The organism is Pseudoalteromonas luteoviolacea DSM 6061 (genome assembly GCF_001625655.1).
GTDB classification, from domain to species: Bacteria; Pseudomonadota; Gammaproteobacteria; order Enterobacterales; family Alteromonadaceae; genus Pseudoalteromonas; species Pseudoalteromonas luteoviolacea.
On the sequence record NZ_AUYB01000158.1, the window covers coordinates 49,100 to 62,608 of the forward strand.

Sequence of the window (13,509 nt, forward strand, 5' to 3'; positions counted from 1 at the left end):
GCATATACTAAAACAATGGCATAGATTCAAAGCTTGTCAAAAGTTTTGGCACCACTGTGATGCTAACCCTGGTTTAAGTTTAGTTGTAGGTAAGAAACGCTTCCCGCCTTCTGGCACTAAGCTCTGAGCGTCTAAACTCTGTAATAGTTTTACAATATGTTCTTTGTAGCCAAATTCAATTAATACTGGCACTTGTTCTTTTATGTAACGCTCTGTATCTAATGAGATGTTGTTTTTAGCGACACTTTTGTACATTAAATCTAACCACTGGAGATATTGTTTCTCACCTAGTGGTAATTGGTTTTCCGGAAACTGATTTAGTGTAATACGATACTTGGTAAAAACATCTAACTTTCTTGAAATTAATGCTGCACCTAATAAATTCACCGTCACCCTCGCAGCACTAAGATTATGCTCAACTTTTAAATAATACTTACGTGCTTGCGCATAATAGTCGACGGCTTCACTCGACTTATTTAACACTACTGCAGTGTTCCCCTTTACTACCAATAAACCAGCTTTTCTATTGCCATCTAGAATAGCTTCATCAATACTTTGCAGCAATTGAAAACTCACAGCGGGCTGTTCCATCATTCGATAGGCTATCGACAAATTGACTTTGACAATCATCTTATCGATATCATTAAAAGCGTATTTCAACGCACATTTGTAAGTTGTTACTGCGTCTTCAAACTGGCCGTTCTTTCGGTATGAGACACCTATCGCATTAACTGAAGAGAATAAATAAGGGTTAATGTAAGCGGCTAGACGTAGCGATGATAATTGCTTACTCATTTCTTCTACGAGTGGTATATTTTGAGTATTGCTTGCCGCTATTAGCACATTTTTATATATCAGAATTGTATCTGGATTGTTTTGCTTTAAAAGCGTTTGAGCAACTTCTTCATAACGAGATATTGCAGCCAAAGGATCGTTACGAGTGAGGTATTCAATTTCTTCAGATACCGTTTTATTTTCGGCACCAACGACAAAACCGCTTACGAAAATAGCAGTAATAATTGTCACATTCGTACCAAACTTTAGAATAGTGCCCTTCATGCTTTACTACGCCTAGTCAACTAATGTAACTATGTTACCCTCAACAAGTTACAGGATCTACTATGCCAATCCTAACAATAATTTAGATAGCACCACTACCGCCTAGTCAGGTCAGCTACATCAAACGTTGTGGCACCATGGCTCCGCTAGTCCTTCCCTTAGGACGGCTCGGTCAGTAAGTGGTTTTTCTGCGACTACCATCAGGTGCTCTGAATTTAAGGACTTAAGCAATTTATTAACTGAATCTGCATACCCACCTTTGACTAGGTAAGTTGCATTACTCAACGTGTATTTTACTGCCTCATCAGAAATGACATTATTTTTTATGCTGGTATACATCAGATCCAGCCATTTCAGAAACATCAACTCGTTCTCAGTTAAATATGCTTCTTCATGCGTGTTAAGCGCAGCTCTATATTCATCATACATCGCGGTACGCCTGTCAAGCAGTATAGCGCTGAGTAAATTGACAGAAACTCTCGCAGCATTTCTGTAGTTATCACCTTTTAAGTAGTACCTTCTGGCTTCAGTATAATCAGTTATTGCTGAGTCAATTTGGCCAAGTGCTATCGACAAATTCCCGCTAACAACCAACAAGCCCGCTTTTCTTCTTCCTGTCAATATGGCTTGTTCAATGCTTTGAAGTATCTGAAAACCTTGAGCTGGCTGATCATTCATTCGATATGCGATGGCAAGATTAATCTTGGCTATCATTTTGTCTAATTGGTTATTAGCATGCTTTAGAGTACATTTATAGGTTGCTATGGCATCGTAATATTGCTCATTCATACCATAAGAAATACCAATCGCATTGGTGATGGTAAAACCATAAGACTCTCTTAGCGCAGAGAGTCTGCGATCAGAAAGTAATTGGACTACCTCAGTCACTAATGCGATGTCGTGCAAATTACTCGCCGCGACCAGTACACTACTATATATTGAAACCGTTTCTTCGTTACTTTGAGTAAGTAGTCTGGCGGCATTACGCTTGTAAAATTGAATGGCCTGATGGGGGTAATTTAAAGAAAGGTACTTAACTTTTTCTGGCTCGGATTTATCTTTCAATGATGCTTTGCCAAGACTTTGTAGGCTCAAGCTGATAAATAACAGTGAACAAAACCAAAATACGCTACTTTTCAACTTCATGTATTCCGCCACATCAATTCAAACCGTTTCACCACAGAGCTCTGTTTTTCGGTTAACTGGTACTACATAACGTAACATTAGTCTATTCCCCGGCATTTAGGAACCAAACGTTACGAAACAGCTTTATTGGCAGTAAAAATAATACAAGGGTGAAAAGGCAAAAAAAAGCCGCACTAAGTGCGGCTTTTTAGGTGTGATTCGCTTTGTTTTAGGCGTGTCTCCAAAACTCTGCGATTACGTTACCAAGGAACTGTTCTAACAACACCCTTAGGTGCTGTTTAAAAGTTAAATCGACTCTAGCGCGATTTTCACCATTTCGTTAAATGTGCTTTGACGCTCTTCGGGTGGCGTTGCTTCACCTGTAATGACGTGATCACTCACAGTGAATAAAGCCATCGCTTTTGCACCGTATTCTGCAGCAACACCGTACATACCAGCTGTTTCCATATCGACAGCCAATACACCTAGTTTATCTAACTCGTTGTAGAACTCGCCGTCAGCCTGATAAAAAGTATCAGTTGTGAATACGTTACCAACCTTTGCATCTATACCAAGCTTGCGCGCTGCATTTACACCATTTTCAAGCAAGCCAAAATCGGCAATCGCAGCATAGTCATAGCCACGCACACGGGCTCTGTTTACGTTCGAATCAGTGCTTGCGCCTTGCGCAAAAATTACATCGCGAATTTTTGTATCTTGGCTGATACCACCACAAGTACCAATACGAATCAGGTTTTTTACACCAAAGCTAACAATAAGCTCACGTGCGTATATAGACATAGACGGAATACCCATGCCTGAGCCCATGATACTCACTGGTTTGCCTTTGTATGTACCTGTGAATCCAAACATGTTACGAACGTCTGTAACTTGTCGAGCATCTTCTAAGAAGTTCTCAGCAATATACTTTGCACGTAGTGGATCACCCGGCATCAATACCGTTTCAGCAAAATCACCTGGGTTTGCATTAATATGCGGAGTACTCATAACATGTTTCCTTTAACTTAAGCTGTAACCAACTTGTCGGCAAAGCCGTCACCATATTCTAACGCTTCTAGGTTAAACCACTGGGCAAGTGTCTGACCAATATCTGCGAAGCTATTTCTTTCACCTAATGGAGTATTGTTCATTCCATTACGGTATGCCAACACTGGCACATATTCTCTAGTATGATCGGTCCCAGGCGCGGTAGGGTCGCAGCCATGGTCCGCTGTAATAATTAAAATGTCGTCATCCTGTAACTTGCCTAAAACAGTCGGCAAGAATGCGTCAAATTCAGCTAATGCTTGTGCATAGCCTACTGCGTTACGACGATGACCAAACTTTTCGTCAAAATCGACTAAGTTTGTAAAAATTAAGCTATTATCAGGCGCTGAATCCATTACTTCTGTCGTTTTGTTGAGTAAGTTCATCAATCCTGGCGCTTTGTGTTTCTGTGTGATGCCTTGATGCGCATATATATCTGCAATTTTACCAATGCTGATCACTTCACCACCGTTATTTGCCAACTTATCTAACACAGTTGGAGCAGGTGGTAATACCGAATAATCTCTGCGATTACCCGTACGAATAAAGTCGGCACTCGAAGTGCCTATAAACGGCCGCGCAATCACTCTACCAATGTTCATTTCATCAAGCAGTGCCCGTGCGATTTCACATACTTGATAAAGTTTTTCTAGGCCAAATGACTGCTCATGAGCGGCTATTTGAAAGACGCTATCAACTGAGGTGTAACAAATAGGCATACCTGTTTTGACATGCTCTTCACCTAGTTGCTCTAGAATTACTGTGCCAGAGCCATAACAATTTCCTAAAATGCCAGGAATATCCGCTCGTTTACACAGTTCATCAATAAATTCTTTTGGGAAACAAGGTTGCGTATTTGGAAAATAACCCCAGTCAAACAAAACCGGTACTCCCGCCATTTCCCAATGGCCTGAAGGTGTATCTTTTCCACTCGAAAGCTCTTTAGCATATCCCCAAGCACCAGTAGACTGTTGACGTTGTGAAATCAAACAAGGCTCACCGCCCGCTGCTTCACAAGCATCGATTAGACCCAACTTACTTAAATTAGGGAGTGCTAAGGCTTCACCTTTTTCCTCTTTATATGCTTTTAAAAGATGAGCAAGTGTATTGGCGCCTACATCACCAAACTTATCCGCATCTGGTGCTGCACCAACACCAAGGCTATCTGCCATTAATATAATTGCTCTTGCCATATATCACCTCTCATCTTTTGTCTGGGTCGTATTTTGTTTTTATAAAGCATTCATGCTCCCAGAGGACGTTACTTTATTGCTACCTAAATATATCGTACAGGACATTAGTCCGCTGTCACAAAACAGTAATATAATATCCGCCGTACCTATTTTACCTAAAATAAAAATCTGGTTATACCAGAGGACATAAGTCCTGTTTTGAGAGCCCTAAAACATTTAAATTTGATCCTTAAGCGAGGCAAAAGAGATTAATCGTGTCTTTTTTGCTATTGTGATCTTCCAACGTTAACAATAGCTGGGTGTGAACTTTAGTGACACGAACAATTATAGCCATAGCTGGCGCTTCTGCGTCCGGTAAGTCTCTTTTTAGTCAAACAATATATAACGAATTAGTAAATGAACTTGAATCAGGTGCAATTGCCGTTATAGAAGAAGACGCTTACTATAAAGATCAATCGCATTTGCCGTTTGAGCATAGAACTCAAACTAATTATGACCATCCGGATGCGTTTGAGCATGCGTTGATGAAAGAGCATCTTGAACAATTGCGTCAAGGAAAATCAGTACAGGTTCCTACTTACGATTATGCTCAACATACACGCAGTAGTGAGACACGCACGGTAAACCCGGCAAAAATATTAATTGTCGAAGGGATATTACTGTTAAGCGACCCAGCATTAATTGAAGAATTTGATATAAAGGTATTTATTGATACCCCGCTTGATATTTGTTTATTACGCCGTATGCAGCGTGATATCGAGCATAGAGGCAGAAGTATATCTTCTGTTGTGGAACAATATCAGGCAACGGTAAGACCGATGTTTTACCAATTTATCGAACCATCGAAGCACAATGCCGACCTAGTCGTGACCCGTGGCGGTATGAATCGCGTTGCGATTGATATTATTAAAAGTAAAATAAAATATTTGCTGCAAGAATAAAACGGGAACATTTTGGCATGACAACAATTATGAGCCTAGTCGGCATGATGATGCTACTAGGTATTGCTTTCGCGGCTTCAACGAACCGCAGCGCAATTAACAAAAGAACGGTAGGAATTGCATTCCTAATGCAGGTCGTCATTGGCGGCTTTGTACTATTTATAGAAGCAGGTAAAAACGCACTGGCTGCGATGTCATCAGCAGTGTCGTCAGTTATTGGTTATGCCAATGACGGAATTAGCTTTTTATTTGGCCCTCTGGCCGCTCAAGAATCCATAGGATTCATATTTGCGATTCAGGTTTTACCTGTCATTGTATTTTTCTCAGCGCTAGTTGGTGTTCTTTACCACCTAGGTATTATGGAATGGATCATTAAAATTTTAGGTGGTGGATTACAAAAGCTGCTTAAAACATCACGTCCAGAGTCACTTTCTGCGACTGCGAATATATTCGTAGGCCAAACGGAAGCACCTTTGATTGTGAAGCCATTCATTCCGAAGATGACGCAGTCTGAGTTATTTGCAGTGATGGTTGGTGGTCTAGCAACAGTTGCTGGTTCAGTAATGGCGGGTTATGTAGCAATTGGTGTTGACCTTAAATACTTAATCGCTGCGAGCTTCATGGCTGCACCTGGTGGTTTCTTAATGGCAAAGATGATTGTGCCAGAAACTGAGAAAACAAAAGAAAATTTAGCCGAAGTAGATAGCGGTGAAGATAAACCTGTTAACGTAATTGATGCAGCAGCAGCAGGTGCATCAAGCGGTATGCACTTAGCGCTTAATGTTGGTGCAATGTTACTTGCGTTTGTCGCTCTAATCGCACTTATGAACGGCTTATTAGGCGGTATTGGTAGCTGGTTTAATCATCCAGAACTAACACTGCAAGAGATTTTAGGCTATGTCTTTGCACCTGTCGCTTGGATGATTGGTGTACCTTGGGCAGAAGCTACAACGGCTGGTAGCTTTATTGGCCAGAAATTAGTAGTCAACGAATTCGTTGCTTACTTGGACTTTATGAATTATCGAGATGGGTTAAGTCCTCATACTCAAGCAATTGTCACATTTGCGTTATGTGGATTTGCTAACCTATCGTCGATTGCAATTTTACTAGGTGGACTAGGCGGTATGGCTCCTAGTCGTCGAAAGGATATCGCACGCTTAGGGCTCAGGGCGGTTTTAGCAGGGTCAATGGCTAACCTAATGAGCGCAGCAATAGCAGGTTTTTTCCTCTCGCTAGCTTAGAAACTTAACGAGATATGCCGCTTTTGCAAAACAATTGGTTGGTTACCTTAAGGGGTTAGGGTAGCCATACTAACTTGAACGATACTTCACCAAAGGGCCTATATGGCCCTTTTATCGTTTCTAATATCCAATCAATTAATCAGCTTCTCCTTTTGAACCAAGTCTTTATAAATACTGGCACTTACCCTAACCAACTGGACTTACCACTAAGAAATACCTTGGCAACAAATCCAATTTAATTTACATCGGGTACACAAAGCAATATCATTGCATTAATCAAAAGGGAAAAAATAGAGACAAACAATAAAGTCTGCCGTCTCGGCCCCATCATTTGATTGTTTCCAAAACCAATAAGACTAATTAAGGAAAGTTAAGTGTTACCAAGCAAGAAGCGCAGTTTGCTTGCAATATCCATAGCCGCAACTATAAGCAGCCCCGGATTTGCCAACGAAGATATAAGCCGCACTCAAATAGAAGACTCAAAGACATCAGTAACCTCAGCCGAGGAGAACGAAAAAACAGAGCGTATAGTCGTCACTGGCTCTCGCATCAAGCGAGATAGCTTTTCTGTGGCAACACCCATTGCAACACTTTCAAGAGATGCTTTAAGTGATGCTGGTCTGGGTTCTTTATCAGAAATTCTCGTTGATGAAATGCCACAAATTGGTGAAGGCCAAAGCAACACCAACTCACAAAGCAGTGTACAAAATACCGGTCTTTCGACTATCGACCTACGTGAATTGGGCACCAATCGTACACTCACTTTAGTAGATGGACGCCGTGTAGTTTCTAACAGTTATTCGGGCAACTATGTCAGCCTTTCTACAATCCCCAAGGGCATGGTAGAAAGAGTGGAAATTATCACAGGTGGCGCATCTGCTGCTTATGGTTCTGATGCAATCTCAGGCGTTGTTAACATCATCACGCAGCAAGATAAAGAAGGCGCATCTTTTGACGTTCGAACAGGTGAAAGTACAGAGGGCGGTGGTAGAGAGCTAACCTTTGACGCTGATTTTGGTACCAGCTATGCAGATGGTAAGGGCTATGTCTTTTTAAGTGCTTCATATGACGAACAATTTGGTATGGAGTATTGGGATCGTGATCGAGCCCAGCAGCAAGATTACTGGGATTATGATGATAAACGCATGTGTAACACCATGCTCACAGCCATTTATGACGAACAAAACAAGACAGCTTTTCAGTGTATGCGAGACATTGAGCAGTCGGACTGGCGCTCTTTGAGCGATTCAATTCCAGGCGGCGTATTTGATGAATCCAGTAGTTTTAGGCCTAATGCAGGATTCTGGTACGACGGAACCACTTTAAGAGATGACTGGCAAGAGGAAAAACATGGTATCCACTTTAATCAGTTTACCATGCTTAAAGTGCCTGATAAGCGTGTTAACGCGGCGATAAAAACAGAGTTTGAATTTGATTCTGGTACACAAGCTTATTTTCAGTTGCATTTAAGCCAAAACGACTCTCGAAATGTGAAATCTCCAGAGAGTGAGGACGAATGTGACCCTATTGTGACATATGATCCTCAAAGCGATGTATTTGGCTCTGATTGTATGGGCCGCATCCCTTATGACAACCCCTATATGCCAGAAGCTATTCGCGAACAGGCCAGTGAACGAGGCGTGAAATGGGATAGATTATTTCAAGAAGTCGGCAACATTATAAATGATAATGATCGTACCACAATTCGTACTTGGGCTGGTCTCAGAGGCTATGTATGGGACGACTGGGAATGGGATGTTTCGCTTGGTTACGGCAAGTTTAAACAGCAGCAGACTCGTGCCAATGAAATTATTGTAGCACACGCAAAATATGCACTTGATGCAGAGCGACTTGATGACGGAACAATACGCTGTAAAGACGAAGCTGCCCGCGCAGCGGGCTGTGTGCCTCTCAACCTGTTTGGCGAAGGATCAATTACGCCAGAAGCCGCTGATTACCTTCGCGTTAATGCTGAAATTAACACTGATATAAAGCAAACCACCTTTGCTGCAGTGCTGACTGGTGATCTTTATACTCTACCTGCTGGACCGATTGCCTCTGCATTTGGCTTCGAATATAGAAAAGACCAACAAAGTGTTGCAACCAACGTGCCTGAAGGTGGTATCACATTTAACTACGTTCCTAACTTTTCTGGTGACGTAAGCGTGTACGAAGCATTCGCTGAAGTATCAGTGCCACTTTTAAATGATGCTCCCCTAGCCAAACATTTAAGCGCTGAGTTTTCTGCCCGAATAGCTGACTATAGCTGGTCTACAACGGGCATGATCCAAAGCTATAAAGCTGGATTTATCTACGAGCCAGTTGAGGGCTATTCAATCAGAGCAAACTGGGCAAGAGCTATGCGCGCTCCTACAATCACCGAGTTAATGTCGCCTCCTCGTGGAGATTACAACTCTTTCAGTGATTTTTGCGACGGAGTGACTGCCACTTCAACAAACCCAGGTCATGATAACTGCCGACAAGAGCCTGGTATTCAAGCTACGATTGCATCAGAAGGTGTATTTGAGGATGAAAACAGCAGTTATTCACCAAATGCAGGTAATAACGAATTACACGAAGAAACAGCGGATACTTATACGGTTGGCATATCTTTGGCACCAGAATCGATTCCGGGTCTCAGAGTTGCAATTGATTATTATGATATTCAAATAGAAGATGCGATTACTGCCCTTTCCAATGATGACATCATCACATTCTGTTATAACTCAGCCATCGCCTATGGTAGCAATAACGAGTTTTGTAACGACATTCGCCGTGATGAAGAGGGGCAAATAGTAGAAGTTCAGCAACGATTGATAAATACCGATGAGATCCGTACTAAAGGGTACGATATCGCCATGCAGTATGGCTACAATATCGGCGAGTATGGTGACTTAACCTTTAAATTAGATTGGAGTCATGTAATAGAGTACTCCGTCAAATCAACAGGGCCTGATGGTCAATTTGAAGATTTTGAAGAAGGCTTCTTAGATAGAGATATCTTCGAAGATAAAGGCGCAGCGTCACTAACATGGCGCAAAAACAATTGGCGCGTCCGCTGGAGTACAAGGTACAAAGGCTCTATCAAGCGTGATAAAGAAGACTATGAAAGTTGGCTAAGCGCGATGGAGAAAAACCAAACTCGTTGTGCCTCTCAAGAAGACACATGCATCGCTGAACCAGAAGCTCTATGGGGGAACGACCTACCTTCAGTCACTACTCACGGCTTAAGTTTGTCTTATACAATGTCATTTAATGACGACAGCTCACTGCGTTTATATGGCGGCGTGAGAAACCTTTTCGACGAACGTGGTCCATTTATTATTGGCGGTCGAGGTAATTTTAACAGTGCTTACGGTGGTGGTTTAGGTCGATTTGCATTTTTAGGCGCTCAGTATACTTTTTAGTCCTAAATATGCTTGATCGCAATCTCTAAATAAAAGCCAGCATTAAGCTGGCTTTTTATATTTCGTGTATAAATCCACTTTATATTAGCAATATTAGAGTTTGCCTAGCTGTCCGCTACAGTTATTTATTTAACTGTGCTTTTGCTTCCTCAACTTTGGCATAGTCCAAACCAAGTTCATTGACGGCTTCTTTGATTAAGTTTGGGTTTTGCATCACCAACCCCATCAACTGTTGCAACTTTTCTGGTGGAATAGCAAGCTGTTGAACCGTTGCCATGGCCATCAGCGGGTTCTCCGTAAGAGCTTGAAAAACTTCCTTTATTTGTTCATCAGAAATATTATGCTCTTTTAGCAATGCAATTATTGGATTCATGTTTAAACCTTTCAATTGATATTCGAGAGCCAGCACTTTGCGCTTTGCTCTATAACCTAAATGCGATGTTCTAGTTATTGGGCCTTGGCAGTTTAACTTCAAGCCCTATGTATTATTCAGCGCTGTTTTTTACCAATCGCGCACCGTAAAAACCGTCATATTCAGAGCTGATACCGGGTAATAGGCTCAATTCTTGCTCTAATGACCAGTTTGGGTTGTCAGCCAAAAATTGCTTGATTTGCAGCTCATTTTCCGATGGGAAAATAGAACACGTCGCGTATACCAACTTACCACCGACTCGGCACATTTGACTATAGCGTTGCAAAATATCTTGTTGTAACGTGATTAAATCACTAACACTTTGCTCATCTAAATGCCACTTTGCATCAGGGTTACGACGCAATACACCAGTCCCAGAGCAAGGTACATCCAACAACACTCTATCAAACTTTTCTTTTTGTCGTTTAATGGTTTTACTGTTTTGTATCAAACGGGTTTCAATGACATGCGCACCAGCTCTTTTAGCACGCTTTTTCAAGGTATCTAATTTATGTTGGTGGATATCTAGGGATAGCACACGCCCTTTGTTTTTTAGCAAGGCCGCAATATGTAGGCTCTTGCCACCAGCACCCGCACAAGCATCTACAACTTTCATACCTGGCAAAAGCTCTAATAAAGGTGCGATTAGTTGGGAGCCTGCATCTTGCATTTCAAATAATCCTCTTTGAAATGCGTCAGTACGAAATAAATACCCCATTTGTTTTACTTCAAGTGCATCAGAAACTGCCTCAACAGGCAAAGTCGCAATACTTTCTTTTGAGAGTGCTTTAGAAACAGCTTCCCTGTTGGCTTTTAACCCATTTGCACGGATAAAATTCCCCGCACTTTGATTGAGTGCGCGCGCTACAGTAGGCCAATTATTGCCTAGCTCTTGCTCTGCACGGTCATGTAACCACAATGGCATACTCAGTTGAATATCTGTAGGGGCATCCTTTAGCGCAGACTTTAAATGTGTGGCATCTAGCGATTCTAACTCAGGGTAGTCAGGTACCTGACCCTCTTGTATAAATGTATAAGCCCCCCACAAATCCCACACATCCTCACGGGTACAATGTTGAATCGTATCGACGTGCTCTTTACGACCGGTCATCCACATCAATTTGCGGCTGAAACGGATCATATTGTAGAGAGTTGTAACAAAATATGCTCTTTGCTCCAATGTCCAACTGCTGTTTGCAGCCAAATGTTGTTGAATTACTTTATCAGCATAATGCTCTAAAGTTGCGGCCTGTAAGAATGCGTTATGCAAGCAATCTAACAATTGACGGGTCACTGTCACAGCGGTTCTCTCTTTACACTTTCAGGGCGCGAATTGTAGCGCTTTTCAATATATGACTCCACTTAATGGCGCACTTTTAGGACGAATAAGTCACAAAAACTTACATCCTGCACATTGAGCATAATCTCTTCCTCCCATAGCATAGGTGAAACAATAAATAGATAAGTTGAATTGACCCAGCTCATTATTTAAATGCATGCTTTGAAGTGGACAATATTCACTGGCTTTGTAAAAAATGGGCTAAGAGGCTTCGCAACTCGAATCATATACCAATATCAAATCAACAGGATTTTGAGGAACACACAGATGAAATCAAAATTGCTACTTTCAGCCAGTCTGATAATTGCTGGGCAACTACACGCCTCTCCTCTGTCATTAAAACTAAAAACGAAAAGCCCGTTGCAACTTACCGACTCGCCTATAGTCTTCGCTCTGAATAAAGATACTAAACAACTAGAACGAATCGATTTAAGCAATGGTCAATCTACGGTCATTCAAGCTACCGAGCATTCAAGAGGGTTCCATTTCGGCCAAGTAGCCAGTCATCGTGATGTGCAAGCATTTATCTTAGACGAAAAAGGGGTCTACTTAGCAACGGAAAAAAGCATAACACGTATCGTCGAGTCAGATAGCCTACTCACTCGGCTGCAAGTAGACGACTTCAAAAAAATAGATTTTGTACTCGATGTGAATGATGACGGTCTTAGTGATATCTATTTACCCGGCTTCACACACAGTGAATTGTATGTGCAGCAAAAAGATGGTCAGTTCAATAAATATCGTTTTAAGTATTCTTTACCACTTAGAGCGCACAGTTATCAAGATGGCATGGAGGTAAGTACCAACTTCAAATCTCTACCAACAGTACATGACTTTGATAAAGACGGTAATTTAGATTTAGTGTTTCGCACGCGTGAAAATGTCTCTGTTTTATACGCAAACAAAACAGGGTTTAATAAAAAAGTAGAGCATGTTTATTTGCCAACATCATTTGGTAAAACACCAGATAATGCCATTCGCACTACCCATGAGCTGCTAGATATCAACAAAGATGGACATTTAGACCTCATCACCAGAACTCAACCAATCACTGAGGGCATATCTGGCCTAGAAGCCCAAATTAACTACGACTTATATTTAGGGCAGCCAAAAGGGTTCAACTCTGGCGCCATTAAACTTCCGCATACAATCGGTGCTGGAGGCATGCGCATTGAACATGACTTTGATGGTGATGGATTACTCGATTTACAAACGCTCAGTGTGGATATTGGACTCACAACTATAGCAGCGATGGCCTTAGGAGGAGGTAAAACAGATGTGGATGTTGAAATGCACTTTTTCAAGCAACACCCCCATACCTTATTTGCTAAACAACCTAGTACTGAAAAAGAAGTAGAGTTAGAGATTGACATGAAGCGCTCAATGCGAGGAATTCCGTTTTATACGGGTGATTTAAACGGTGACAAAAAGCAAGACATCGTTTTTAAATCTGGTGATAAAACGCTCAACATTTACTATGGTGCAAGCAGTAACTTACTAAACAAAGAGCGAAAAAAAATCAGTCGCAAGCTACCTGAAAACGCCAATGATATTGTTTTAGTAGACATAGACGGTAACGGTAAAGAAGACTTTATTTTTAAGTATGCGGATGAAAATGGTCAAGCAAGACTGGAAACCTTGTTGAACTAAACCGACGATTATGGGGCTAAGTTTGTGCGATTAAATTTAGCCCTGATAGAGCTTACCTATATGTTATTTTTCATAATTCTTTAATATGAATTCCA

General features: G+C 41.5%; 10 protein-coding genes. 4 read left to right on the top strand and 6 right to left on the bottom strand.

The features are described 5' to 3' along the window. Nucleotides 1-36 precede the first annotated feature (36 nt). The 4 genes from N475_RS24385 to N475_RS24400 form a co-directional block, all read right to left on the bottom strand. A complete protein-coding gene (locus N475_RS24385) occupies nucleotides 37-1,059 on the bottom strand; it encodes a tetratricopeptide repeat protein (RefSeq protein ID WP_063366106.1) in 1,023 nt (340 codons plus the stop codon). A gap of 120 nt (nucleotides 1,060-1,179) precedes the next feature. Beyond that, a complete protein-coding gene (locus N475_RS24390; protein ID WP_063358625.1) occupies nucleotides 1,180-2,205 on the bottom strand; it encodes a hypothetical protein in 1,026 nt (341 codons plus the stop codon). Nucleotides 2,206-2,490: 285 nt separating this feature from the next. Further along, a complete protein-coding gene (deoD, locus tag N475_RS24395) occupies nucleotides 2,491-3,192 on the bottom strand; it encodes a purine-nucleoside phosphorylase (protein WP_063358626.1) in 702 nt (233 codons plus the stop codon). Between the two features lie 17 nt (nucleotides 3,193-3,209). Further along, entirely contained in the window at nucleotides 3,210-4,424 is a 1,215-nt protein-coding gene (locus N475_RS24400) for a phosphopentomutase (protein WP_063366107.1), read from the bottom strand. A 311-nt stretch (nucleotides 4,425-4,735) separates the two neighbouring features. Between N475_RS24400 and udk the strand changes: the two genes are divergently transcribed. The 3 genes from udk (at nucleotide 4,736) to N475_RS24415 (ending at nucleotide 10,013) form a co-directional block, all read left to right on the top strand. Then, nucleotides 4,736-5,365: a uridine kinase gene (udk, locus tag N475_RS24405; protein WP_039610702.1), complete on the top strand. Its 630-nt coding sequence runs from the start codon at nucleotides 4,736-4,738 to the stop codon at nucleotides 5,363-5,365. A 17-nt stretch (nucleotides 5,366-5,382) separates the two neighbouring features. Further along, a complete protein-coding gene (locus tag N475_RS24410; RefSeq protein WP_063358628.1) occupies nucleotides 5,383-6,606 on the top strand; it encodes a NupC/NupG family nucleoside CNT transporter in 1,224 nt (407 codons plus the stop codon). 374 nt (nucleotides 6,607-6,980) lie between these two features. Further along, nucleotides 6,981-10,013 (top strand): TonB-dependent receptor plug domain-containing protein, encoded by a 3,033-nt coding sequence (locus N475_RS24415; RefSeq protein WP_063366108.1) that lies wholly within the window; start codon nucleotides 6,981-6,983, stop codon nucleotides 10,011-10,013. A 121-nt stretch (nucleotides 10,014-10,134) separates the two neighbouring features. Here the strand turns inward: N475_RS24415 and N475_RS24420 are convergent, their stop codons facing one another. Continuing rightward, nucleotides 10,135-10,386, bottom strand: coding sequence for a DUF2999 family protein (locus tag N475_RS24420; RefSeq protein WP_063358630.1), 252 nt, complete (start codon nucleotides 10,384-10,386; stop codon nucleotides 10,135-10,137). Between the two features lie 112 nt (nucleotides 10,387-10,498). Then, entirely contained in the window at nucleotides 10,499-11,725 is a 1,227-nt protein-coding gene (locus N475_RS24425) for an RsmB/NOP family class I SAM-dependent RNA methyltransferase (RefSeq protein ID WP_193343411.1), read from the bottom strand. Nucleotides 11,726-12,031: 306 nt separating this feature from the next. On the opposite strand from N475_RS24425, the gene N475_RS24430 reads away from it, so the two are divergent. After that, nucleotides 12,032-13,414, top strand: a complete 1,383-nt coding sequence (locus N475_RS24430) for an FG-GAP repeat domain-containing protein (RefSeq protein WP_162269636.1) — start codon at nucleotides 12,032-12,034, stop codon at nucleotides 13,412-13,414. Nucleotides 13,415-13,509 lie beyond the last annotated feature (95 nt).